Genomic DNA, 25,200 nt, shown 5'->3' on the forward strand with positions numbered 1-25,200 from the left:
TTCTAACTAGTACTATCAATCAAGCCAGTCTGCCGGAGAGGTTTTTGATCACAAAGCGAGTTTGGCGAGCGTCAGCGAGGCACTGTTTGAGCGACTGACAAAAACCTGTAGGCAGATTGGCGTATGTACAGTAGTGTTAGCAATAATCAGCGACTGCACGGAACGTGTAGCGAACCTGATGGTGAGTTAGCAGCTAATGACGAGCAACTAACAAAAAAGCAAGCCATTGATACCAACAGCTTGCCTCCAAGGATATTACGACTGCAAAGAACTACTTCGCGTGCATGGTTTGTAACGGATATACACGCAAGCCCTTACCGTTGCGTAAGTACTGCATACCCTCTACTGCAGCACGTGCACCCGCAATCGTTGTATAGAACGTCACACGACCAGCTAAAGCATGTGTACGAATAGCACGAGAGTCATTAATCGCATTACGACGCTCCTCTACCGTATTAATCACTAAGCTAATCTCACCGTTCTTCAGCATATCTACGATATGTGGACGACCTTCAGTCACTTTATTAACGATTTGTACAGGAATACCCGCTTCGCTTAAAGTCGCTGCTGTACCACGTGTTGCCGCAATCTTAAAGCCTAACTTCACTAAACCTTGTGCCACAGGGATAGCTTTAAGTTTATCTTGTGCTTTCACACTAATAAACACTAAGCCACTCTCAGGCATCGTTACCCCAGCAGCAATTTGTGATTTCACAAAAGCTTCACCAAAGGTTTCGCCTACACCCATCACCTCACCGGTAGACTTCATTTCAGGTCCAAGAATCGTATCCACACCCGGGAACTTCACAAATGGGAATACCGCCTCTTTTACGCAGTAATGGCTCGGTGTCACTTCTTTAGTAATACCCTGCTCTGCTAATGTCTTACCCGCCATCGCACGCGCAGAAATCTTCGCCAATTGAAGCCCCGTCGCTTTTGATACATACGGTACAGTACGAGAGGCACGAGGATTCACCTCTAAGACATAGACTTCGTCATTTTGAATAGCAAATTGAACATTCATTAAACCTTTAACATTTAATGCTTTTGCCATCATACTTGTCTGACGCTTAATTTCTTCAACCACTGCAGGTGATAAAGAATAAGGAGGTAAGCTACACGCTGAGTCACCTGAGTGAACACCTGCCTGCTCAATATGCTCCATGACTCCACCGATAAATACTGTTTCGCCATCAGCGATACAATCCACATCGACCTCGGTAGCATCATTTAAGAAACGGTCTAACAATACAGGGGAATCATTGCTCACTTTAACGGCTTCACGCATATAACGCTCTAAGTCAGCCTGCTCGTGAACAATTTCCATCGCACGACCGCCCAATACATACGAAGGACGAACGACTAATGGATAACCAATATCTTCAGCATGTGCAATCGCTTCAGCTTCTGTACGTGCTGTACGGTTAGGAGGTTGTTTTAAACCTAATTTATGCAATAACTTCTGGAAACGCTCGCGGTCTTCAGCAATGTCAATAGACTCTGGGCTAGTACCAATAATAGGCACACCATTTGCTTCTAACGCACGTGCTAATTTCAATGGTGTTTGACCACCATATTGCACAATCATACCGATAGGTTTCTCTACATGAACAATCTCTAACACATCTTCTAGCGTAAGTGGTTCAAAGTAAAGACGATCTGAGGTATCGTAGTCTGTCGATACGGTTTCAGGGTTACAGTTCACCATAATGGTTTCATAACCATCTTCTCGTAATGAGAGTGCCGCATGTACGCAGCAGTAATCAAACTCAATCCCTTGACCAATACGGTTTGGACCACCACCAAGGACAATGATTTTTTTCTTGTCTGTAGGTTGTGCCTCGCACTCATCTTCGTAAGTAGAATACATATACGCTGTATTTGTGGCAAATTCAGCGGCACATGTATCAACACGCTTATAAACTGGGCGGATACCATGCTGATGACGTACTTTACGTACTTCAGTTTCTGACGTATCTAATAGATAAGCTAGACGACGATCAGAGAAACCCATACGCTTAATATCGCGTAATGTTTCAGCATCTAAATCGGCTAAGGTTTTTTGCTCTAAAGCAAGCTCAACGTCTACGATTTCTTTAATCTGTTGTAAGAACCAAGGGTCGATTTTTGTCAGTTGATGGACTTCTTCAAGCGAAAAGCCTTTATCAAATGCATCACCCACATACCAAATACGCTCAGGCCCCGGCTCAGCTAGCTCTACTTGTAAAGTTTCTCGATCAACCGTCTTTTGGTTAAGACCGTCAACGCCGACCTCTAAACCACGTAATGCCTTTTGGAATGACTCTTTAAATGTACGTCCCATCGCCATCACTTCACCCACAGATTTCATCTGTGTCGTTAAACGAGAGTCTGCTGTTGGGAATTTTTCAAAAGCAAAACGAGGAATTTTCGTGACAACATAGTCAATAGAAGGCTCAAAAGATGCTGGTGTCGCCCCACCCGTAATCTCATTTTGTAGCTCATCTAGAGTATAGCCCACCGCTAGACGTGCTGCCACTTTAGCGATAGGGAAACCTGTGGCCTTAGAGGCTAACGCTGATGAACGTGATACGCGAGGATTCATTTCAATCACAATCATACGACCATTTTGAGGATTCACCGCAAACTGAACGTTTGAACCACCCGTATCTACACCAATCTCACGCAATACCGCAATAGAAGCATTACGCATGATTTGGTATTCTTTGTCAGTTAAGGTCTGAGCTGGCGCAACAGTAATAGAGTCACCTGTGTGTACACCCATTGGATCTAAGTTTTCAATAGAACACACAATAATGCAGTTATCTGCCTTATCACGCACCACTTCCATCTCAAACTCTTTCCAACCCAACATAGATTCTTCAATCAATAATTCATTGGTTGGAGAAGCCTCTAAACCACGGCGACAAATTGTCTCAAACTCTTCTGGATTATAAGCAATACCACCGCCTGAACCACCTAATGTAAAGCTTGGACGAATCACTACAGGGAAACCTGAAGTACCAATCTCACTGGCAATACGCTGTTGTACTTCCCATGCTTCTTCCATCGAATGCGCCACACCTGACTTAGCAGATTCTAAGCCAATCGCCGTCATCGCTTCTTTAAACTTTAAACGGTCTTCTGCTTTTTCGATGGCTTTTTCGTTAGCACCAATCAGCTCTACACCATGCTTGGCTAATACACCTTCACGAGCTAAGTCTAAGGCACAGTTAAGCGCTGTCTGACCACCCATTGTTGGCAATAAAGCGTCTGGTTTTTCGATTTCGATAATTTTTTCAACTGCTTGCCAAGTAATCGGCTCGATATACGTTACATCCGCCGTCTCAGGGTCGGTCATAATGGTTGCCGGATTACTATTGACTAAAATAGTACGATAACCTTCAGCCTTTAATGCCTTACATGCTTGAGCGCCTGAGTAGTCAAATTCACATGCTTGACCAATAATGATTGGACCTGCACCAATAATCAAAATACTTTTTATGTCGGTACGTTTTGGCATAATTTCCTACTTCGCCATGTGGCTGATAAATTTGTCAAATAGTTCAATAATATCGTGTGGTCCCGGACTAGCTTCTGGGTGACCTTGGAAACAAAACGCTGGGCGATCCGTTAGCTCAAAGCCTTGTAATGTCCCATCAAATAATGAAATATGCGTCACTCGCGCATTGGACGGCAATGTCTCTCCATCAACCGCAAAACCATGGTTTTGACTTGTGATATAAACACGACCTGTCGCTAAGTCCTTAACTGGATGGTTAGCACCATGATGACCTGTTTTCATTTTTACAGTCTTAGCACCTAACGCCAATCCCATAATTTGATGACCTAAACAGATACCAAATAAAGGGATTTTCTTGGCGATGACTTGTTTGGCTGTCTCAATAGCATACTCGACTGCACCTGGGTCACCTGGACCATTCGCTAAAAACACACCGTCTGGGTTCAGTGCAAATACCTCATCTGCTGAGGTCTGAGAAGGTACTAAGGTAATCTTACAACCACGATCAGCTAATAAACGGAGAATGTTAGACTTAACACCAAAATCATAAGCGACCACGTGGTATTGATCTTGGGCGGGTTTTGTATAACCTTGCGTTAAATCCCATGTACCTTGTGTCCAATTGTGTGAGGTGCTTACACTGACTTGTGTCGCTAAATCTTGCCCCACCATTCCAGGGTATGCTTTTGCCAACGCAACCGCCTTTTCTACATCATCCCCTACCAAAATACACGCACCTTGAGCCCCCCCCTCACGGAGAATACGTGTCAATTTACGTGTATCAATCTCTGCAATCGCAACGATGCCATTGTCTTTTAAGTATTCAGGTAAAGACTGTGTCGCACGAAAATTAGAAAGAAGCGTCGGACAGTTACGAATAACAAGACCCGCTGCGTGGATTTTTGATGACTCGACGTCCTCGGTATTAATACCTGTATTGCCGATATGAGGATAAGTTAAAGTAACAATTTGTTGGGTATAACTAGGATCAGTAAGAATTTCCTGATAACCCGTCATAGAAGTGTTAAAAACTAATTCAGCAACAGTTTGGCCAGCTGCGCCAATTGAAATACCTTTAAAAACAGTACCATCGGCGAGGGCTAAAATTGCTGTGGGAAACTCTTGATTTCCCTTAAGTAGTGATGACAGCGCCATAAAACCCCAGAAATGTTAAATTCAATAAATAAACTTTCTGATTTTACACTTTTTGACGATTTCCTGCTGGCAATCTGAGCGATTAACAAAAATTAAAACACCTGAATATTAAATGCGTGAGCCAAGCCATAAGCATCAAAATCTAGCTCAAACTGGATACGTTTTTGGTAACCAAATGCCTCCGAATAACGTAAAATCGTCATAATTTCTGTAGAGCCTTGCTTCTGTTTGTAGAAAATATGCGGATATAATTCTCGATTATTAGGTAATACAGCGACATCTTCAAAACCAGGTAAGACTAAAATCTCTTTCCATTGACCTTTATTTTCGCTACGCTCAAGTAACCAAGTACCTAAACGCTTCTTATCATGACAAGTCACTACAGCCAATGCACGTCCAGAAACCAACAAAGTGCTTGTCGCAAATTTCAATGACGACAAATCCTCCGAACCACAGATTTCTTTTTGTTGAGATAGTGGTAACTGTAGACCTCTCAATGCCAATTGAGGATGTCCAATAGGCGCTCCCCCCATAAATAGTGGCTGTACATCACGAGAGGTAATCGGAGTACGGCTAAGCGTTGTCTTAGACCACTCAAGCATTCTCGGCAAGCGTTTTCCTAGACAGTCCACTGTGGTGCACTCTTTTAGCAAAACATAATTCTTAGCAATTTCTCGCCCCAAAATAAAGGGTCGCTCTGAATTAGCTACTAAAGCCGAGGCATTATAATGCCAATTAGAAAGTAGAGATAGCGTTTGTTTATTAGTGCAAAGATTCGGCGGGTATTTTTTAAGATTCTCACGAGCGTATTGAACCCCCTGATCGGCATACTTAGCACGAATCAGCCCCTCATCCAGACAAGGATTAATGGCTAATTCATTTTCCACTTTGGAAAAGCCTAACATTCGCCCTGTATCACCAACACGATACTCACGCTCTTTGGCTTGTGCTGGGTATAATAAAAACATACATAGCACAAGAGTAATCTTGACAAATAGGCGTTTGGTACTCAACATATCAAACCCGAGAAAAACCTACAAATTATCAAACTTAATACTATTTATTTTTTTTTGATTTTAACATTTTGCAATCTTTTATAAAGATACTTACACTTAAGAAAGTCGTCATAAAGCTGCAATTATTGTTAATTAATGTAAAGTTCTGATTAATTTTACTATTTAAAACAAGTGATTTTATGCCTAGCCAACTCAATCAATTACGTCAATTTACTACTGTTGTTGCCGATACAGGCGACTTTGAAAGCATCCGTGTACACAAACCAACAGACGCTACGACTAACCCTTCCCTCATTCTAAAAGCAGTACAACAAGACACTTATAAGCCATTACTTATTGAAACTATCAAAGAATTCCCTAACCATTCTGTAGAAGAAAAGCTCGATCATTTGTTAATTAAATTTGGTCAGAAAATTCTTGATGTTGTACCGGGACGCGTTTCAACAGAAGTAGATGCCCGCCTCTCTTTTGATACACAAGGAACCATTGAGCGTGCAAAACATTTGATTCAACTCTATGAGCAAGCCGGTATCGATCGTTCACGAATATTAATTAAAATCGCTGCAACATGGGAAGGCATCCAAGCCGCTCGTCAGCTCGAACAAGAAGGGATTAAATGCAATATGACCCTTATCTTCTCGCTTGTACAAGCGGTCGCTTGCGCTGATGCTAAAGCACAATTGATTTCTCCCTTCGTTGGACGTATCTACGACTGGTATAAAAAACAAGCCGGCAATCAATGGGTAGAAGCGGATAATGCGGGCAGTAATGATCCGGGCGTAAAATCCGTCAGCAAAATCTATCACTACTATAAAAAATTCGGTATTAAAACGGAAATTATGGGGGCGAGTTTTAGAAATACTTCGCAAATTCTTGCGTTGGCGGGTTGTGATCTGCTAACCATTAGCCCAGATTTACTGCAAGCACTATCGCAGCAGGATACACCAATAACTCGTGTACTTGACGAACAAGATAGCCAACAAAAAGCCATCAACCCTTTAGTATTAGATGAAAAAACGTTTAGATTTTTATTAAATCAAGAGGCGATGGCAACAGAAAAACTTGCCGAAGGTATTCGCGCCTTTGTCGCTGATGCAGAGAAACTAGATACGCTAATCACTTCGACGCTCGGTTAATGCCCATGCAATAGTCCCAGCGTCAACGTATTCTAATTCGCTGCCGCTAGGGACACCTCTCGCAATGCGCGAGACTTTAATTCCGTGTTCTTTTAGTACTTGACCTAAATAATGTGCCGTTGTTTCGCCCTCAGCCGTAAAATTAGTCGCCAAGATGACTTCTTTTACAGGATAATCAAATACGCGTTGCAATAACCGCTTAAAACCTAGCGTATCGGCACCCATTCCCTCTAATGGCGATAATTTTCCCATCAGCACATAATAAAGGCCATGATAACTATGGCTAGCCTCAATCATATTCTGATCCGCAGCTGTTTCTACCACACAAAGAATAGTATTATCTCGACGAGGGCTAAGACAAGTAGCGCAAATTTCCTCTTGCGTGAAGGAATTACACATCTTGCAATGCTGAAGATCCTGTAAGGCACTCTCAATCGCTTTTTGAATGGCTAATGCGCCTTCTCGATCATTTTGAAGAAGATAATATGCCATACGGCGTGCCGTACGCTTACCGACCCCAGGCAATTGAGTCAGTGCCTCAATCAACTCATATAAAGGTTCGGGATCGGGTAAGACTGACATAGAACGGACAGATTAGAATGGGAATTTTAAACCGCCAGGCAAAGGCATACCTGCAGTGACGGCAGACATTTTCTCTTGTGTCGTGCTATCGACTTTACGCAAAGCATCATTGACGGCAGCAGCAATTAAATCCTCTAAGAATTCTTTTTCATCAGCATCGCCTAGTAAAGAAGCATCAATCGTGATACGCTTAACATCATGACGACAAGTCATAGATACCTTAACTAAACCACCACCTGCAGCACCCTCAACCACGATATCGCCCAAAGACTCTTGGGCTTTTTTCATGTTTTCTTGCATTTGCTGTGCTTGTTTCATCAAACCAGCTAACTGATTTTTCATCATAATATAAATTCCTTAAAAACAATAACGAGGAACCTTGCCTCTCTATACATTGATTATTTTAACCTGAAAATGGTCGTATAGAATCTGGAACTATCGTCGCTTGAAAGTCTTTTTGCAAGCTTTGGACAAAAGCATTTTCTGCCACACTACGCTCTGCCGCTTGCTGACGTTGTTTAGCCTGGGCTTGCTCCTGCGCAAAAGCCGTCTGGTCTGTATCACCAAACTCAATATTCAGCTTAACAATCCGTTTAAAGTATTCAGTTAATAAAGTACTCAGCTTTGCCTTTGAACCCAAATTATCCGATATACGCATCAATAGACGTAAGGTTATCGTATTTTGCTGTACACCCACCCATTCTGTATGTCGCAACAACTCGCCTAACATCCCCGATACATTAAAGGATTTGGCTAATTGCACCCACTTTTCGGCATCCATTTGCTCCAGTGTATAATTCTGGGATTCTTGATGCTGTGGCACCCATGATAAATCACTATCCACCATCATCGCTGCACCGTCCTCATCTCCCATATCAACAGGAATAAAGACTTCTTGCAAAGGAAAATCCTCATCAGACAAAGCACTCGCAGTTTCCGGTAAGGAAGCAGCAGGTATATCTTCCCAAGCAGGGATAAAATCATCTGTTTTTGCTAATTGTTCAGTTTTTTTTTGAGCCTCAACAGCAATCTCAGTAGAAACAGGGGGAGCATCAACGGGCTCTACAACATCCTCACCTGTCACAGCAACAGATTCCCCACCAGAAATGGATTCAATACGAGGTGCCGTTTCTTGAATAGTACCTACTTCTTGAGCGGGACGAGACGGTGTTATCGGCGCAGATATTGGCACAGGTACAGTACGCATTTGTTGAGGTGATACCAGAGACAACATCCGCAACCCCGCCATCACAAAGCCTGTATATTCATCAGGCGATAAAGCTAATTCAGCACGGCTATGGATAGCAATACTATAAAAAAGTTGCAACACATCTGGATTGATGGCTTGCGATAATTGCACAATATCCTCAACACTAGGGTCTTCTGGAGCGACGGTACCGGGCAAACGCTGTTCAATCGCAATACGTGACAGTAAGCTCGCCAAATCTTCTAAAGCACTAGAAAAGGAAAAGCCTCGAGTCGTCAATTCATCAGCAACGTCTAAAATACCTTGCGCATTGGCATTTAAAAGTTGCTGCAAAAATCTCACTAAATAACGCTGATCAATCGTACCTAACATATCACGAATAGCATCTGCCGTGATATTGGCTCCAGAATACGCAATCGCTTGGTCAGTTAAAGATAAAGCATCACGCATCGAGCCAGCAGCCGCTTGTGCTAATAAACGCAAGCCCTCATTTTCGTAGTTCACTGCTTCTTGGGTCAGAATATTCTGTAAATGCAACACAATATTCTCTGGTGCCATTTGTTTCAGATTGAACTGTAAGCAACGTGATAAAACAGTAACGGGAATTTTTTGAGGATCGGTCGTCGCCAAAATAAACTTGACGTGTGGTGGTGGCTCTTCTAACGTCTTGAGCATGGCATTAAACGCATGCCCTGTAAGCATATGCACCTCGTCAATGGTATAAATCTTAAACCGACCAACGGTAGGCGCATAAATCGCCTGCTCCAAAAGCTGTGTCATCTCATCCACACCACGATTAGATGCTGCGTCAAACTCAAGATAATCGACAAATCGTCCCTGATCAATCTCAGTACACGCTTGACATACACCACATGGATTTGGACTAATTCCTTGCTCACAATTAAGTGATTTCGCCAAAATACGCGCTAATGTTGTCTTACCCACACCGCGAGTCCCTGTAAACAACCACGCATGGTGTAGACGCTGGGTGCTTAACGCATTGGATAATGCCTTAACCACATGGTCTTGTCCAATAAGGGTTTCGAAAGTACGAGGACGCCACTTACGAGCGAGTACGAGATAATTATTAGTCATGCGAAAAAGCAAAGGTATAAATGAAGAGTGAGCCTTACTCCGGCACTAGATCCGCACAGCTATGGCTGCTTCGTTCCCGACCTGACCAGATTCACTGCCGACCCATGCGAAGGGGCCCACCGACAAGCATTGTAACACAGAATTAAAATAGCTCAATCCACACACAACCATCTAGTGCATAAATTGCTGTTTTTGCTACACGACCGTCTAAACGCTCTAAATAATGGGCATAACCTTTAAGCTGTTCACTATACATAGCTATTAGTCGTTGTTTAAAGGCATCTAGACTTTCGTCATCAAAGCGTTGATTTGTCTTATAGTCCACAATTAACCACCCTTCCTCTGTACTAATCGCCAAATCCACAATCCGATTTTGCTCCTCTTCATTAAAGAGACTCCATTCTTGCGTAGCAGCTGGATGACTTAATAGCCAACGCCCTTTTTCATCATTGAGCACCCCACTTAACAAATCAATCACTTTCTGTGCTGCATTTTCCAATACTGCACTCTCTACACCTAAATGACGCAATTGACGCTTAATTAAGCTAGCAGAACATTCAATACGCTCTATCGACCACCCTTGCAATTTATCCAAGCCCATCTGTTCTAACCAATAATGCGCCGTCGTACCAATAGCAGAAGGTAATTTATCCTCAAAGATCCACGCCCCACCTTGATGTGCTGAGAAACCCATGGGTATCGACTGGTGTTGCAGCGATAACTGCTCTATCAACGATACAGGATAACGTTTCAGATTCGAATTATCGACCTCCCATTCTAGCGATGGCATACTCGGCATGGAATTGTCTACTTCAGGTGCTTCCACAACCAGTTGTGGATCGATTAGCGTTTCTAAACGTGCCAACATTGTCGATTTGGTCGCCGCTCGCTCTGCATTCTGCACATACACTAAATGCAGTTTTTCTTTGGCTCGTGTACATGCCACATACAACAAACGACTGACCTCATGCTCTTGTCGCTCTTTATTACGTTCACGAATCAACGCAGATACCTGATCTGCTATACCACTTGCTTTATGGGTAATCGACCCTAATAGCAAGTGCCCTTGTTCGCTTTCAATCTCTAAGAGTGCCTCTCTTTCACCTCGAGGTTGCTTATGCAAACCAAATAAAATAACCTCGTTAAACTCTAATCCTTTTGAGCTATGCATCGTCATTATTTGCACCGCTCCCTTTTCACTCGTCGGTGCCGCAAACAACTCATTAATTTTTCGCTCAAATTCGTTTAAGTCTAAATTGCCGTAAGGCGCCAAAGTATCGACAACCTTAAGCACAGCTTGGATATTCTCTTGAGCCGCTGCGCTCGCATATAAGCGGTTAGCACCTAAACGCTCCCAACACTGCTCAATATACGCCGTAAAAGTCATATCACTCTGCGCATAAGGAATACTCACCGCTTGATGAATAAAGGCAAGACGCTTTGCCTCATCACGACCAATCAAACGCTCTACATTCACTAAATCTTGCAAGTAATGGGAAATTTGCAATGGAATACTTTGCAAGAGCTGATTTTCAAAAAGGTGTGTCAAACTCTTTAAAGTTAAACCACAAAATGGCGCACGCAATAAAGACATCCAAGCCAAACGATCATTGCGATGACTCAAAGCCCTCACTAACTGTACTAAATCAGAGACTTCCTCAGTAGCGCCAAGAGGAACCATCTTAACTGCTTGCACAGGAATACCCTCAGCAGCCAAGGCTTCCGCTAAACCTTCTAAATGTGAGCGCGAACGTACCAATACTGCTACGGCATTATCACTCTCTGAATGAGTCTGTAAAGCCTCTTTTACCAGCTTGACACCGCATTGCAATGCCTGTTGAATAGCCCTATCCTTACTTCCCTCTTCGTCTTTTGTGAATGTAAAGGGGTAATAACGTACCGGAGAATCAAACTGCATTGGTTTAAAAGCATTTGAAGGGGTATAGCAGATTCCTCCCAATGCCAGTTGATTGCTCGCAGGAAAAATCTCTTTAAATGTCTGATTAACCCAATTAACCACGCCCGCATCTGAACGAAAGTTTTCTTCTAGCAGCAACAAGTCCATCACCACATTACCTAAGACGACTTGTTTGTCCTTATCCGCTAAACCTTGATTTTTTTTGGCTTCTTCAGCAATTTTTAAAAACAAACTCACTTCAGCATTACGGAAACGATAAATCGACTGCATGGGGTCTCCCACCAAGAACAAGGTTCTACCGTCACCATATGACCAACCTGACGTAATTAAATCCAATAATTCTTTTTGAATTAAGTTTGTATCTTGGAATTCATCGATGAGAATATGTTTTAAGTCGGCATCAATTTTAAGTAGCATCTCAGTAGGCTCTTCTTGACTACCCAAAGCACGTAAAGCTCGCTGAGAAATCTCATTAAAATCCACCTCTCCCTGTTCCTTAAACACCTCTTGTAAACAACGCTCACACAAGGCCAAACACTCAAAAAACTGGGGAAACACTTCAAGACTATGGTCTGTAATCAGCTCATCAGGTAACAAACGAATGGCATGCAATTTCTCTGCACAACTGTCACTCAAGGTCTTTAACCAAGCAAGAAAGGCTTTTTTATGAGGCGATTTGGCATCAACTCCATCTCGCGAATCCACCTTTGCGCGATAGTTACCATCCTTAGTCAGCATCAAGTGCACGACCCCCTTCCATAGCGCAACATCGCCACTATCCGCACCCAATACATGCCCATCCCAAGTCAGCCACGCTTTCAAAGGATTCTCTTCCCCTTTGCTCGCCAGCATATGTGCTGCCTCAGAAACAATGGCTTTTACTTGCTCAAAATAATCTGGACCCAATGCAACAATCGCTTCCTCTAATGTATGTTGTACAATCCCATGGAGTGTTGCGACCATTTCCTCTAGCGCCGTCTGAGGGTCTTGAGTCAGTTTTAACCAGTTCTGACGCTTTTCGAGCATCTGTACTAATAGTTCATGAAATCGACCCACATTCACATCAAGATGTGAGAGTACTTGCTTAACACAAGGCTCTTTATCCAACATCGAAAGGGTTCGCTGCACTGCCTGCTCAAATAAAGTTCGACTATTTTCCGTGGGTGATAGACTCGCACCTGCCCCCGAAAGACTAGGTGTCATACGGACTAAAGACTGACAAAAAGAATCAATCGTCTGAATGCGTAGTCGATTAGGATTATCAAATAAGTGCCACCCCAACTCTCTGTCACGCTGCAAAACGGCTTTTGCTTTTTGCCATGAGCCTTTTTTATGTACTTCAGTAGGTTCTGCCTGTAACGCTTGCTCTAACTTTAGCATCACACGCTCACGCATTTCAGCTGCTGCTTTACGCGTGAACGTAATCGCCAAAATATCCTCTGGACGATTCACTATCGCTAATAGGGCTAAAATACGATCGGTCAATAGCTCCGTTTTACCCGACCCAGCTGGCGCCTGCACAATATAAGAATAACGAGGATCTACCGCTTTATTACGCGCTTCTTGATCAATAGCTACTTTAGTCATTTTCTTCTTCCTCTACCGCGTGCAAGCGTAAAAATGGTGTCACCTCACAATACGTTAAATCCTTGTGACTTAAGGCACGATTACTTGCCTCTCCCTCAGCAATTTCTTGGAAAAGTCCTTCTAATTTTTGCTGCCATGTCTGATTAATACTTAACCATTCACTTTCAGACAATAATTTATCCTCTTTATAATCAGCCGTGGTCGCCATCTGCCATATCCCTACATAGCCCTGAGTTTTACGCGATAGGTTGGCAAAAGCAATTCCTGCTACTTGATTAACTGGAGCACGTTTAAGCACAGAGGCATAGAGTGGCAATTGCAAATCTAATAAACGTTCACGTATAAACCAACGATCCTTGTATTCATTTTCTCTACTGAGTGAACCTGTCTTATAATCAATAAACATATAGTGTGCCAGTCCGTCTTGGTCTATCCTATCCACACGATCCACCTTAAATCGGAAATCCAAACCATGACTCGAGAAGTCATAACTACGCTCGACTTCTGCTACCTCAAATGGCAAACGCTTATCCCGATCATAAGCGATAAATTCCAAGGCGATTTCTTTGGCTCTTTGCAAACATAACTCCTTGAGAACCTTTGAAGAAACCACCGACAACACCTTTTCTTCCGCATACGCTAAGGCTTCACTCAAGCGTGTCTCAACCCAAGCTTTATCATGTAAATCTGCATATGTCGCATTGGCATAACATCTTTCCATTACAAGATGTAATAAATTACCCACCAAGAAACTATTAAGCTCTGTATCTGGGTAAGCAGGCAATTGTTTTAAATTTAAACGTAATGTGGCATACGCCCAAAGTGGATTTTTCGATTGACGTTCTAAGGTACCATACCCCCCTTTAACTTGTCCTTGTTTTGGTAAGCCTTTAGTATCCCTAATAACCTCAAGTGCTAGACTCTCCTCAACACCACGCTCTACTTCAGCTAATAGCTGCACCTGAGAAAGATAAGGTTTTAATAAGCTGCTATGACGTAAGACCTCATCACCTACCTGATGTGGCCAACTCAATATCACTCGTTGCGCACTATGCAAAATCGCATTAAACAGCTGATTAGCCCATTGCATCTCACTTTCAGGTGTAGCATGCATCACACCACAACGTCGCTGACTACGCACCGGCAAGTAGGGATTAGGATTAGGCATCTGCGGTAACACTTTATCTGTCAAACCGAGTACCCAGACACTGTCCCATTGCCCACCTTCTGTTTCATAAAGCCCGACAATATCCAGCACAACATCCTTAGTTCGCTGAGCTTGGAAACTAGTTTGCATTAATTGCTGCTGGAAAAGTTGTAAAGCCTCACTCGCATTTAATGCAGGCAACATCTCATCTAATAAGGCAAAATTCTTAATTGCCTGCTCAAAAGCTCGGCATAGCTGGTAATTGACACTACTCAAACTCATCACGCCCGGAAACCCAAAAGCAGATAGCGTATCTCGATAAACCTGTGCCCAATCCGCACAACGATAAGTTTGATGCCAAGCCATACATTTATCATCAAAAACTTGCGCTAAATCTGGCTGAATACGCTTTAATCTTTCTACAAATTGAGTACGAGATAAAGCGATACTGTCCTCTTCTCGCAAATCACTATCCAAGACAGCCAGCTGATCGGCATGATAAGTATCAAAAGCAAACTCTGCATTAAGTAACGCTTCACCAATTTTGGCAAGAACCACTTTACCTTTTTGAAAATCAGCCAATAGAGAAAACCATGCCATTACCGAGCGGACTAATCCCCATTCGACTAAAGGACGTCCTACCGCCATATGCCAACGCTTATCTAAAGCTGTTCCTGCAAACGTTTTATTTAATACTCGACGCAGATAAGCGGCATCTTCCTGCAATGATGGAATAACCAATGCCAATTTATGCTTTGGATAATCTTGAATGCTTTGCTTCGCCCAATGTAAGGCAGCCAGTAATTCTTGCTGATTATCCTTTGCCTGAAACACTTGCACACTATTGGCCACTTCTCTATGTAGCGTCAATGTATACACTTGCGTCCCTTGAGCAACTAAGCCATCTAATAAAGACCTCTGATAAGCACTTAAACTATAAAACCCTAAAAGCACAACATGATTTGGCACACGCAACTGTCTATTGTTGATAGCGTCTAACATCTCCTTGGCTAATCGTGGTGTATCCCATGCGGCTAAGGGAACAATCTCTTGTTGATATAATAATCGCCATGCGGCGAATGCTTCATACTCAGGGTTAATCTCATCATCATGAACATCTATTTGCCACTCTGTTTGCAAACGATGCGCTTGGCTTAGAGAAGCTGCTGCTGCCGAAGGATTTAAGACCTCTTCACCTGCTTTTTCTTTTAATATCGCCTTTTGCCAATACCAACGCTGTGCCGTTTCATTGAGCACAATTGGCATATCCGCATGATGAAACACAAGCGTATCTGCTAACTGTGCCAACCAAGCTTTATAAGGACTAATGGCGGGTAAACTTATCGTCTTATTCTGCGATTTGAGATGCGATAACAAGACCGTCTTGATAAAGACACTTAATCGATTATTCGCAGTAATAACAGCCGTCTGTGCTGCGGGCAACGTTAATAACTGTTCCAGAGAAATAGAAGAATAAGTAGGCATAGCATATTCCTATAACGAGCATACCTACCATTATAAAGTCAATCCTTTGAATCACTCCTGATACCTTCTGTGATGAAAGATAATTCTTTACACTTCCTATGATAAAAATAAATTTAGGCAAAATCCTTTGTAAAATATCAAACTTTTGTTCAATTGATAATAACTCCTAGGAAGAAATGAACTCCGAACAAATTAAGTTGTTGCGAGACAATGCCAAACTTGCCGAGTCGGATCGTAGCTGGGCATCATTAAGTCGTTTTTTAGCCTTAGTCAATCCACAAGACATTGTCAGTCTTTGTGATGAACTCCTCGCCTTGCGTGCAGGCAACTCCAAAACGCCTAGTATTCGTCCGTCTAAACAAGCGTTAGAACAACTATTCAATGCAGAAGTGATGGTGCCTGCCTGTGACAAGATTAAAAACGGCTATGCGATTCGCTATGCTGGATTTACTGTTGATGAAAGCAAAATGGGACCAGAGGAAGGATTAGAATGGACAGCGCAAGAACGTCATATCCATCAATGGCGCAAGACAGGCGAACTCAATATCTTTATCCAGCAATTAGAACAAGAAGCAGCTATTCCCACATGGAAATTGACTGTAGAAGTGGGCAAGCGTAAAAATTATGAGGGGACGCTTATTTTCCGTTATATCCGCGAAGACCACGCCACCTCACAGCAGTTAAGTTTTTTATAGTTTACGGATTAAGCGGCTTACCATCAATACATTTAATAAGACCCGTTACTGTCTTAATTAAGAACCAAATCGCTAAACCAAATAAAATAACAAAACCAATCAATACAAAGGCAGTCAAGTAACCAATAATCGCAACGACTAAACTCACCCAGAAAATTTTGATCAGTGAATCAATATGACTGCGATAAATAGTACCTGTCATATCATCACGCTTAACATAAGCAATAATCACACCAATAATCAAGCTTACCCCTAGCACTAAAGAAGCCAAATAAAGCGCATAAATGATTTTGGTGTAAGTCGCTGCCGATTCAATTTTTTGGGTATCCACACTCTGCGGAATCACCTGATTATTAACTGAATTCACATATTCATTTGGCAATGGATTATTCGTATTATCTGACATTTTATTCTCCCCAAAATAAATAACACATGAAAAAACCGGAAAGATAGACTTTCCGGCTTTATTTAAAAGATGACGTGCATTAATTAGTCATCACTACCCATAATACCAAACAACTGTAATAAGCTCGTAAAGATATTATAGATATTTAAGTAAAGCGATAAAGTCGCTGAAATATAATTTGTCTCACCACCATTAACGATGCGTTGTACATCATAAAGAATAAAGAGTGAGAAAATAACCGTCGCTGCCGCTGCAATCGCTAACGTCAACGCAGGCATGGCTAAAAAGATATTAGCAATCGCCGCTAAGATAACCACGATAACACCCGTGAATAACGCTTTGCCCAAGAAAGAGAAATCACGCTTAGATGTACTTGCAATAGAGGCCATCACCGCAAAAATGACCGCTGTACCACCAAAAGCCATGGTAATAATATCACCACCATTACTTAGGCTTAATACCGCCGCTAAGATACGAGAAAGCATAACGCCCATAAAGAACGTAAAGAGCATTAAGAAACCTACGCCCGCCGCGCTATTTTTGTTTTTCTCGACCATAAACATTAAGCCAAAAGCACCGACAAAAAAGACCACAGTGCTAATTAAAGGACTTAGGCCTGCAAAAAGATTTAACTTTAATGCTAATAAAGCACCTAATACTGTTGGCACCATAGAGATGGCCAATAAAGTGTACGTGTTACGTAGGACACGATTACGGACAACAGCACCATTGGCTTGCCCTGTTGAGTATTGTTCGTAATTATTCATAAAGAACCTCTATAAAAGAAATGATTGTTAGTATTGATTTTAACGTAGATAAGCGAAAATGCAAGCAATTTCCACTACACTTAACAACAACTATTTCAATCTCCCACTTAATTTTTAGCCGACAAATCGTGATAAACAATCTGATGAGCCCCTTGCTTATAAACCGCCACTCGCTCTCTCGCCAGACGACGGTCTTCAGAATGAGTAGAAATAATTTCTAATACGCGATCAAACTGCTCAAAAAAAGGAGGACAATGGATATCCAAATTAAGCAACCAAGGTTTTTGCCCATCCCCCCATTGTATTAAGCTTTGGGCCGATAGCTCATGACAAAGATGTACTCTTGCCATATCTCCTCCCTCGCCTAAATACGGATGAGGAACAAAAGCCGTCGCCTCAACCGACCAGAGCATTTTATTAAATGCTTCTAGTCGCTTGGGATCAGTACAATAGACAAGTACATGGCGACCTGCCAAAAAGTGTTTATATACCGTTTGGCAGGCTTGCTTAATACGGTGTTCTGCACCATAAGCAATATCAATACGACTCATTATTGTTTATTCAATAAGAAATCAACTAATAATGGTACTGGGCGACCACTCGCTCCCTTTTTAGGACCGCTATCCCATGCCGTACCTGCAATATCCAAGTGTGCCCAAGGATAAGCTTTAGTAAAGCGTGATAAGAAGCAAGCTGCCGTAATTGAACCACCTGGTGCTCCACCGATATTCGCCATATCCGCAAAATTACTCTTTAGACGATCTTGATAAGCCTCTTCTAAAGGCATATGCCATGCCGTATCTTGTGCACGCTTACCTGCTTGTAAGAGCTCCTGTGCTAAATCATCATTATTAGAGAAAAGACCGGTATTAATATGACCTAAGGAAATAATAATAGCTCCCGTTAATGTCGCCACATCAATCACGACTTCTGGGTCAAAACGCTCGGCATAAGTCAAAGCATCACATAGGATTAAACGACCCTCGGCATCCGTATTTAAAATTTCAATGGTTTGACCAGACATACTGGTCACCACATCACCGGGTTTTGTGGCATGACCACTCGGCATATTCTCTGTCGCTGGAATTAAAGCAACGACATCACGCTGTAAACCTAACTCTGCCACTGTACGAATCACACCAAATACCGTAGCAGCACCACACATATCGTATTTCATTTCGTCCATATTAAGACCTGGTTTTAATGAAATACCACCCGTATCAAACGTCACGCCCTTACCAACTAGTACGATGGGTTTTTGTTTAGATTTCTTCGTCGTTTTACCTGAAGCACTATATTGCATCACAATAAAACGGGGAGGCTGATCTGAACCAGCGGCTACTGATAGGAAAGAACCCATTTTCAACGCTTCGATTTGTTTCTTATCTAAAACCTCTGCTTTGATGCTAGCAAACTCTTTAGCTAGGGCTTTAGCTTGTTCACCTAAATATGTCGGCGTACAAATATTTGCTGGCAAATTACCTAACTGACGCGTGAAATTCATCCCATTAGCAATCGCTTGACCTTGAGCAAGACCGAGTTTAACGTCTTTATCATTGGTTTTATCGCACGTGAACGTCAGTTTCTTCAAGGCAACGGTTTCAACAGGTTTACTTAATGTCGTCGTGTATTGATACGTCGCTGTACCTACTGCACGTGCCGCAAATCGTGCTGCCTCTACAAAACCAAGCGTAGCACTTTCTTCTAATAAAGTACTCACCCCCTCATTTAGGCTACTTTGTTTTAAATACTCGACAATGCTTGAATGTGCTTTCATCAAAGCATTCGCGTTATAATTGTCTTTGTTACCTAAGCCAACTAATACGAGTCGCTCCGCAGCCATATCCGTGAGATTACGCAGCACTAATGTAGCGCCAATATCGGCTTTAAATTCTTTTTTAAGGATTTTCTTAAGACTGCCGTCACTATCTAGCGTTGCGGCTACTTGGCCTAAATGGCCATCGGCAAAGACACCCACAAATAAAGCCGGTGTTTTTAGTTGATGGAAAGAACGATTAGTTTGTGTGGTAAATTGCATGTTAAATCACCTTGTTATGTTGTATAACATTATTATTACCTAAAAGTTTTATTATGTCGCTATTCAAACGCTCAGTTGTCGCAGAAATTTTAAGTCATGCCGGCGTTGTATTCTCAACGCTGATTATTGTATGGCTTAGCGTTTTATTAGTACGCCTACTAGGTGAAGCGGCTGCAGGGACGATTGGTGCCGACGTGGTGATTGCCATTTCAGCTTTTTCAAGTATCACTGCCCTACCGATTATTCTTATCGTTTCCCTCTTTATTGCGATTTTGACAACGATTTCGCGTAATTATCGAGAACAAGAAATGTTCGTCTGGTTTTCAAGCGGAGTTTCGCTAGCCAACTGGATTAATCCAGTTTTCCGTATTGCTATTCCCGTAGCCCTTCTATTAACTGTTCTGACGATGGTCAGCTCTCCTTGGGCTTATCGCCAAGCAGAAGAATATCGCCAACGCTATGCTCAACGCTCCGATATTGCCAAAGTCGCTCAAGGGCAATTCCTTGAAACAGCCAGAGGACAACGAGTCTTTTTTATTGAGCCCTCAGAAAATAAAGAAAATGAGATGGGCTCTGTTTTTGCTCGTGAGATTAATGCCAATGGTACCGTTAGTTTTATTAGTGCTCAATACGCCAACTTCAAAACTGACGAGAAAACTCAAGAGCGCTTTATTGAATTAGGTCCCGGTAGCCGCTATGACTTACTTCCTCAATCTCCAGAAGTACGTGTCGCCGCCTTTGATGAGGTCACATTACGTTTAGAAAATGATAATGCAGTCTCAGAAAATACCATCCGTACCATCGCCTTACAACAACTCAAAGCACGACCCTCAGAGCTTTTGCTCAAAGATAAAAGACCTCACAGTGATGCTCAACTCATGTGGCGTGTTTCTTTACCTATTGCGCTTTTAAATTTGGCCTTATTAGCTATTCCTCTCGGCTCAGTGAATCCTCGTATGGGTAAATCAGGTAGTATCATTATTGCTGCTCTCGTTGGCTTACTCTATATGAATTTGCTGAATATGATGCGAGGATGGATTGGCTCAGGAAAATTTGATTTCTGGACAGGTACCATTCTGGTGAATGCGATTTTCTTCCTCTTTGCCATGGCAATGTTTTGGTGGAAAACTCGTGTTAAAGCACCCAAAAGTGCTACCTAACTATCCCTTACGTATTTTGTTTAATATCGCTTGAACGAATTGTGCGGTTGCCTCCGTCGCAGTATGTAAATACAAAGCAGGTTCAATCACCTCCAATTCGTTCAATAAAAAATGCCCTTGTTCCAAAATATCTGTCCCATCAACACGTGCATACATCGGCATCACAGGCAATGACTGCAATACCTGATTAGCACTCGCTAAAGCAACTGCACTCGGTGTAATCGCAAAGACCTCAACACCATAAGCAGAATTTGCTCGCCACTCCCCTACAGGTGGCTGCCGCTTGACGGCATGACTAAACTTTCCATTAAAAAATACCATACTCGTCTCGCCATATTGCTCAATCTCCTGAATATAAGGCTGCACAATCAATCCTGATGAATAACAACTAAAATCAGGCAAAGCGGTTTGTTGCATGGCATGCCATTTTGTGACGGCTTTACCACTCTGTCCGATTAAAGGTTTGAGTACGACCTCAGACCATGATTTCTGATGAATCAATGCAAGAAAAGCCTCTGGATTAGGTGCATCTAAAACGATCGTAGGAATCACCTCAACCACTTTAGCCAAGTCAAGCAAATAGTCTTTAGACATATTCCACCGGACCAACTCTAAGGGATTAAATACACCAGTCCCTTTCTCTGCGAGACGCATTAACCATGCACGAAACGCATGGCTATGACTAGCATAATCCCATGCACATAATGGCAATACCCAGTCTGCTTGTTGCCAGTCTTGCCAAGGCGCCACAATCACTTTTACGCCTTGCTCCTCTAATTGCTGTACTAGTAGAGTTAAATTATCAGGCAGATTAGACCATGTCCGACAAGTCGTTAGCCATAACGTTGTCATTATTGAATTTGCTCAAAATATTTAACTAAACGCCCTTTGTTATCCATCGCACGCTTATCCAATTCAAGCACCATTTTTTCTGCCTTTTCTTTGTTAAGTGCCGCTCCAACTTGAATAAGTCCAGCCATATTCATCATACGATGCGGTGGACATAAGTACACATACACCCCTTCATGTGTCAATGTTAAGGTAAACTCTTTATCCTCCTCGGATAAAAACTTTTCTGCCCCCTCTGGTACAACTCTGCTTTGTACCCAATGCCCTTTATTCGTCGGTTTAAACGTCACCGTATCACCGACCTTAGCTTTTAATACAGCAGGTTCAAAAACCATACCACCGTCACTGCCATGATTCAGCATTTTAATGTCATAATGTTCAGCAAAAGCGGTATTCGATAAAAGTATTAAACCCATCACTAATAATTTTTTCATCTTCACTTCCTTTTATACTTTAATTAATTTTTACGCATCGGTCGAATGACGGGTAATCCTCGACTATCATATAAAATCTCAATATCCACTCGATAGAGTTCGCTAATAATATCTGCCTTTAAGACATCAGCAGGTTTGCCTTGAGCTTGAATTTTGCCATTACCCAACAAAATGATTTCATCAGAAAACTGAGCAGCAAGACTTAAATCATGCAAAATCATTACCGTTATTAAATTCTGTTCATGCGTATACTGACAAACTCGGCTCAACAAATTCAACTGATGGTGCATATCTAATGCACTCACCGGCTCATCTAACATCAATATTTCAGGCTGACGCAATAATACTTGGGCAAACATCACTAATTGGCGTTGTCCCCCTGATAAACGCATCACATCATGATGAGCTAGATGACCAATACCCAACAACGTCAGCACCCCTGCCGCTTCCGCTAATAACTCATCACTCACATGCATATGTAAAGCATCAATTCGCCCAAGGAGGACAACTTCTAGTGCTGTTAATGAGGCCTCTACCATCGTATCTTGCGGCATATAACCAATCGGTTTACGCCATCGCAAAGGATGCTTATTCGAATAAACCTGCCCCTTATAACTCATCATTCCACTAAAAGCAACCTCACCAAAAATCGTCTTTAATAAAGTCGATTTACCCGCACCATTTGGACCTAAAATCGTATAGGTTTTACCCGCCAAAAGTGATAGCTGGCCATCTTCAACAATCGTTAAAGGACCACGTTGTATATTTAAATTTTTTAACACTAACATGACCCTCTCCTAGCGCTTAGTTAAAATAATCCAAAAGAAGAAAGGTACACCTACAAAAGATGTCACGATACCTACAGGGAATAACGCCCCCGGTATAATAACCTTTGATAAAACAGAGGCGATTGATAAAAATGCAGCACCCACTAGCATAGAGCCAGGCAAGAAAAAGCGCTGATCTTCCCCCACAAGCATCCGTGCAACATGTGGTGCTACCAGTCCAATAAACCCGATAACCCCAACAAAACTAATCGCCGTTGCCGTCATCATCGCTACAATCACTAATGTTTTAAATCTTAACCATTGCAGATTGATGCCTAGACTATTTGCTCTATCCTCTCCAAGACGCAATGCGGTTAATTTCCAGACATCTTTAGAAAGTAAATAAATACAGATAGCCGTCACCACCGTCGTAATCAGCAAGCTATCCCATGTTGCCTTTGTTAGACTTCCAAATAACCAGAATAAAATTTGTTGTGAAATCTCTGGTGCCGCAATAAATTGAATAAGCGACAAAATAGATTGGAATAAAAATAATAAAGCAATCCCAACTAATACCAGCATAGCCGATGTAAAGCGCTTCATTGAGGCAAACATAAAAAGAATACCCGACGCCAACATCGTCATTACAAATGCCCCCAAAGGCACAGAAAAACCCGGCGGAAGTCCAAACCCACCAAAAGCAATCACCAATGAAGCCCCTAACCCTGCGGCAGCGGCAAGACCAAGCGTATACGGACTTGCCATTGGATTATTTAAGAGCGTTTGAATTTCTGCACCACCTACACCTAAAGCGGCTCCCACCACCAAGGCCATTAATGCCATGGGAAGACGTAAATCATACACAATGACTTTGCTAATCGCATCACTCGTTTCATGCCCCAGCAAAGCCTTAATCACCTCTGTCACAGGTAACATCGACGGTCCAGTCACAATATCAAAGACCAGCCCCGTTATACTTATCATCACAAATGCCAACAACACAAGCCAGCGTTTGCGTTCAAGCTTACGCTGGCTTTTGACGATATCGGCAACCACCGATTTATCCATATATCTAAACTCTCAACAATTATTTAGATGCAGGAACTAAATAGAAAGTACCTTCTGGCACAACAGGTAAATATTTCTTATAGAAATCAAGATACGTAGCTGTGGGATCTAAATCAACAAATAACTCAGGATAAATCGCTTTTGCCATAAATTGGATAGATGCACTATCTGATAAAGTACGTGAGTTAGCATGATAAGCGCCATATAAACGATTATTTTTTAAGGCAGGTAATTCAGACCAACCCGGACGCTTAGCGAAACCAGCGAGGCGTTTCTCTGCTTCAGCCTTATCAATACCAAAGCCCATTGCTAAAGCCTCTGGATTTTTCTTCAGCTCTGTCTCACGACCACTGATGACAATCACATCAGGCTTTGCTGCTAGCACTAACTCTGGATTAACAGGGCCATAATACTCCACAGCCTCTTTGGAAATATTATCACCACCGACTAAGGTAATCATCGCCCCCCACATACTCTTACCGAAGCTCACGCTATACTCTGCAGGACCTTTGTTACCAAACTCTGCGTAGACTTTTGGCTTAGGTAAATTGGCTTTTGCCACACGCTCTTGAATATCGGTAGCGACTTTTTTATACTCAGAGGCTAATTCCTCCGCACGTTTTTCTTGACCGGTTAATTGACCAATAATCTGTGTTGTTTTGACATGCGCCTCCACAGTTTGTGCATTAAAGTCCAATACGACGACAGGAATCTTAGCCTCTTCTAAAGGCTCTAAATCCGAACCTAAAGCATCATATTGCCATTTGGCAAGCACGAGTACATCAGGACGAAGTGACAATACCTTTTCTACTGAGAAAGTACCGACCTCCACCTCACCCACATCGGCTAATTTTTCTAATTTAGGTAAAGCTTTACTAAATGCCGCCCAACTGGCTGGTGCCCAATCTGTCCATACCGCTTTAGAAAAGCCAACCACATTATCCAATACATCAGAACCTGCTACTGCGAGATAATCTTGATAGTAGAACGCCACGACTGCGCGCTTAGCAGGGACATCTACCGTGACTTTACGATTGGCTAAGTCTGTAATTTCGACAGGGGCTGCATAGGCATTTCCTAGCATGCTAGCAACCATCACAACAGCCGCAGACGCTGAGAGTGCAAATTTCTTAAACATCATACATTCCAAACAAATTAATAACACAAATGATAATAATTATCATTT

20 protein-coding genes and 1 other RNA gene are annotated in these 25,200 nt (G+C 42.3%); 3 read left to right on the forward strand and 18 right to left on the reverse strand.

Going from position 1 to position 25,200, the window contains the following annotated elements; all coding sequences use genetic code 11:
- Positions 1–271: 271 nt before the first annotated feature.
- The 3 genes from carB to HKX39_RS06655 all read right to left on the reverse strand — a co-directional run bounded on the left by carB (position 272) and on the right by HKX39_RS06655 (position 5,673).
- Complete coding sequence (carB, locus tag HKX39_RS06645) at positions 272–3,502, reverse strand: carbamoyl-phosphate synthase large subunit (protein ID WP_171680543.1); 3,231 nt, start codon at positions 3,500–3,502, stop codon at positions 272–274.
- 6 nt (positions 3,503–3,508) lie between these two features.
- Entirely contained in the window at positions 3,509–4,657 is a 1,149-nt protein-coding gene (gene carA / locus HKX39_RS06650) for a glutamine-hydrolyzing carbamoyl-phosphate synthase small subunit (RefSeq protein ID WP_171680544.1), read from the reverse strand.
- A 92-nt stretch (positions 4,658–4,749) separates the two neighbouring features.
- A complete protein-coding gene (locus HKX39_RS06655) occupies positions 4,750–5,673 on the reverse strand; it encodes a hypothetical protein (protein WP_171680545.1) in 924 nt (307 codons plus the stop codon).
- A gap of 179 nt (positions 5,674–5,852) precedes the next feature.
- Here HKX39_RS06655 and tal point away from each other — a divergent pair, with 179 nt between their 5' ends.
- The gene (tal, locus tag HKX39_RS06660; RefSeq protein WP_171680546.1) at positions 5,853–6,809 is read left to right on the forward strand and encodes a transaldolase; all 957 of its coding nucleotides are present in this window, start codon (positions 5,853–5,855) and stop codon (positions 6,807–6,809) included.
- Here tal and recR read toward each other — a convergent pair.
- From recR to HKX39_RS06690, 6 genes are all read right to left on the reverse strand, one after another.
- Positions 6,786–7,391, reverse strand: a complete 606-nt coding sequence (gene recR, locus HKX39_RS06665; RefSeq protein ID WP_171680547.1) for a recombination mediator RecR — start codon at positions 7,389–7,391, stop codon at positions 6,786–6,788. The genes tal and recR overlap by 24 nt on opposite strands.
- 12 nt (positions 7,392–7,403) lie before the next feature.
- Complete coding sequence (locus HKX39_RS06670) at positions 7,404–7,736, reverse strand: YbaB/EbfC family nucleoid-associated protein (protein ID WP_171680548.1); 333 nt, start codon at positions 7,734–7,736, stop codon at positions 7,404–7,406.
- 58 nt (positions 7,737–7,794) lie between these two features.
- Positions 7,795–9,693: a DNA polymerase III subunit gamma/tau gene (dnaX, locus tag HKX39_RS06675; protein WP_171680549.1), complete on the reverse strand. Its 1,899-nt coding sequence runs from the start codon at positions 9,691–9,693 to the stop codon at positions 7,795–7,797.
- Between the two features lie 23 nt (positions 9,694–9,716).
- Positions 9,717–9,814, reverse strand: an RNA gene (gene ffs, locus HKX39_RS06680) — signal recognition particle sRNA small type.
- A gap of 21 nt (positions 9,815–9,835) precedes the next feature.
- Positions 9,836–13,198: a UvrD-helicase domain-containing protein gene (locus HKX39_RS06685; protein ID WP_171680550.1), complete on the reverse strand. Its 3,363-nt coding sequence runs from the start codon at positions 13,196–13,198 to the stop codon at positions 9,836–9,838.
- Positions 13,191–15,830 (reverse strand): PD-(D/E)XK nuclease family protein, encoded by a 2,640-nt coding sequence (locus tag HKX39_RS06690; protein WP_171680551.1) that lies wholly within the window; start codon positions 15,828–15,830, stop codon positions 13,191–13,193. Before HKX39_RS06690 ends, HKX39_RS06685 begins: the two co-directional genes overlap by 8 nt.
- A 176-nt stretch (positions 15,831–16,006) precedes the next feature.
- On the opposite strand from HKX39_RS06690, the gene HKX39_RS06695 reads away from it, so the two are divergent.
- Positions 16,007–16,525, forward strand: coding sequence for a hypothetical protein (locus tag HKX39_RS06695; RefSeq protein ID WP_171680552.1), 519 nt, complete (start codon positions 16,007–16,009; stop codon positions 16,523–16,525).
- Between the two features lies 1 nt (position 16,526).
- Here the strand turns inward: HKX39_RS06695 and HKX39_RS06700 are convergent, their stop codons facing one another.
- From HKX39_RS06700 to HKX39_RS06715, 4 genes are all read right to left on the reverse strand, one after another.
- On the reverse strand, positions 16,527–16,931 hold the full coding sequence (locus tag HKX39_RS06700; RefSeq protein ID WP_171680553.1) for a DUF4870 family protein: 405 nt from the start codon (positions 16,929–16,931) through the stop codon (positions 16,527–16,529).
- A gap of 83 nt (positions 16,932–17,014) precedes the next feature.
- Positions 17,015–17,698 carry a Bax inhibitor-1/YccA family protein gene (locus HKX39_RS06705; RefSeq protein WP_171680554.1) on the reverse strand — a complete coding sequence of 228 codons (684 nt, stop codon included), beginning with the start codon at positions 17,696–17,698 and terminating at the stop codon, positions 17,015–17,017.
- 107 nt (positions 17,699–17,805) lie between these two features.
- Positions 17,806–18,249 carry a DNA polymerase III subunit chi gene (locus HKX39_RS06710; protein WP_171680555.1) on the reverse strand — a complete coding sequence of 148 codons (444 nt, stop codon included), beginning with the start codon at positions 18,247–18,249 and terminating at the stop codon, positions 17,806–17,808.
- The gene (locus HKX39_RS06715) at positions 18,249–19,736 is read right to left on the reverse strand and encodes a leucyl aminopeptidase (RefSeq protein ID WP_171680556.1); all 1,488 of its coding nucleotides are present in this window, start codon (positions 19,734–19,736) and stop codon (positions 18,249–18,251) included. The genes HKX39_RS06710 and HKX39_RS06715 overlap by 1 nt, the downstream gene beginning before the upstream one ends.
- A gap of 53 nt (positions 19,737–19,789) precedes the next feature.
- On the opposite strand from HKX39_RS06715, the gene lptF reads away from it, so the two are divergent.
- Positions 19,790–20,896, forward strand: a complete 1,107-nt coding sequence (gene lptF / locus HKX39_RS06720) for an LPS export ABC transporter permease LptF (protein WP_171680557.1) — start codon at positions 19,790–19,792, stop codon at positions 20,894–20,896.
- Here lptF and HKX39_RS06725 read toward each other — a convergent pair whose 3' ends face one another.
- The 5 genes from HKX39_RS06725 to HKX39_RS06745 are packed head-to-tail and all read right to left on the reverse strand — an operon-like array spanning position 20,897 to position 25,155.
- Complete coding sequence (locus HKX39_RS06725; protein WP_216605065.1) at positions 20,897–21,748, reverse strand: ATP-grasp domain-containing protein; 852 nt, start codon at positions 21,746–21,748, stop codon at positions 20,897–20,899. It abuts the gene before it with no gap.
- Positions 21,748–22,179, reverse strand: coding sequence for a pseudoazurin (locus tag HKX39_RS06730; RefSeq protein WP_171680558.1), 432 nt, complete (start codon positions 22,177–22,179; stop codon positions 21,748–21,750). The genes HKX39_RS06725 and HKX39_RS06730 overlap by 1 nt, the downstream gene beginning before the upstream one ends.
- Positions 22,180–22,202: 23 nt before the next feature.
- Complete coding sequence (locus HKX39_RS06735; protein WP_171680559.1) at positions 22,203–22,967, reverse strand: ABC transporter ATP-binding protein; 765 nt, start codon at positions 22,965–22,967, stop codon at positions 22,203–22,205.
- A gap of 9 nt (positions 22,968–22,976) precedes the next feature.
- Positions 22,977–24,014 (reverse strand): FecCD family ABC transporter permease, encoded by a 1,038-nt coding sequence (locus tag HKX39_RS06740; protein WP_171680560.1) that lies wholly within the window; start codon positions 24,012–24,014, stop codon positions 22,977–22,979.
- Between the two features lie 19 nt (positions 24,015–24,033).
- A complete protein-coding gene (locus HKX39_RS06745) occupies positions 24,034–25,155 on the reverse strand; it encodes an ABC transporter substrate-binding protein (protein ID WP_246226089.1) in 1,122 nt (373 codons plus the stop codon).
- Between the last annotated feature and the right edge of the window lie 45 nt (positions 25,156–25,200).

The sequence above is a fragment of the Pelistega suis genome, from assembly GCF_013133795.1.
GTDB lineage: Bacteria > Pseudomonadota > Gammaproteobacteria > Burkholderiales > Burkholderiaceae_B > Taylorella > Taylorella suis.

Coding starts and splice junctions, on each gene's coding strand:
- dnaX (WP_171680549.1), bottom strand. CDS start 9,693: ATGACTAATAATTATCTCGTACTCGCTCGTAAGTGGCGTCCTCGTACT.
- HKX39_RS06705 (WP_171680554.1), bottom strand. CDS start 17,698: ATGAATAATTACGAACAATACTCAACAGGGCAAGCCAATGGTGCTGTT.
- HKX39_RS06740 (WP_171680560.1), bottom strand. CDS start 24,014: ATGGATAAATCGGTGGTTGCCGATATCGTCAAAAGCCAGCGTAAGCTT.
- HKX39_RS06735 (WP_171680559.1), bottom strand. CDS start 22,967: ATGTTAGTGTTAAAAAATTTAAATATACAACGTGGTCCTTTAACGATT.
- HKX39_RS06670 (WP_171680548.1), bottom strand. CDS start 7,736: ATGATGAAAAATCAGTTAGCTGGTTTGATGAAACAAGCACAGCAAATG.
- HKX39_RS06725 (WP_216605065.1), bottom strand. CDS start 21,748: ATGACAACGTTATGGCTAACGACTTGTCGGACATGGTCTAATCTGCCT.
- HKX39_RS06730 (WP_171680558.1), bottom strand. CDS start 22,179: ATGAAAAAATTATTAGTGATGGGTTTAATACTTTTATCGAATACCGCT.
- HKX39_RS06715 (WP_171680556.1), bottom strand. CDS start 19,736: ATGCAATTTACCACACAAACTAATCGTTCTTTCCATCAACTAAAAACA.
- recR (WP_171680547.1), bottom strand. CDS start 7,391: ATGTCAGTCTTACCCGATCCCGAACCTTTATATGAGTTGATTGAGGCA.
- HKX39_RS06655 (WP_171680545.1), bottom strand. CDS start 5,673: ATGTTGAGTACCAAACGCCTATTTGTCAAGATTACTCTTGTGCTATGT.
- HKX39_RS06745 (WP_246226089.1), bottom strand. CDS start 25,155: ATGATGTTTAAGAAATTTGCACTCTCAGCGTCTGCGGCTGTTGTGATG.
- lptF (WP_171680557.1), top strand. CDS start 19,790: ATGTCGCTATTCAAACGCTCAGTTGTCGCAGAAATTTTAAGTCATGCC.
- HKX39_RS06685 (WP_171680550.1), bottom strand. CDS start 13,198: ATGACTAAAGTAGCTATTGATCAAGAAGCGCGTAATAAAGCGGTAGAT.
- HKX39_RS06700 (WP_171680553.1), bottom strand. CDS start 16,931: ATGTCAGATAATACGAATAATCCATTGCCAAATGAATATGTGAATTCA.
- HKX39_RS06710 (WP_171680555.1), bottom strand. CDS start 18,249: ATGAGTCGTATTGATATTGCTTATGGTGCAGAACACCGTATTAAGCAA.
- HKX39_RS06690 (WP_171680551.1), bottom strand. CDS start 15,830: ATGCCTACTTATTCTTCTATTTCTCTGGAACAGTTATTAACGTTGCCC.
- carB (WP_171680543.1), bottom strand. CDS start 3,502: ATGCCAAAACGTACCGACATAAAAAGTATTTTGATTATTGGTGCAGGT.
- tal (WP_171680546.1), top strand. CDS start 5,853: ATGCCTAGCCAACTCAATCAATTACGTCAATTTACTACTGTTGTTGCC.
- carA (WP_171680544.1), bottom strand. CDS start 4,657: ATGGCGCTGTCATCACTACTTAAGGGAAATCAAGAGTTTCCCACAGCA.
- HKX39_RS06695 (WP_171680552.1), top strand. CDS start 16,007: ATGAACTCCGAACAAATTAAGTTGTTGCGAGACAATGCCAAACTTGCC.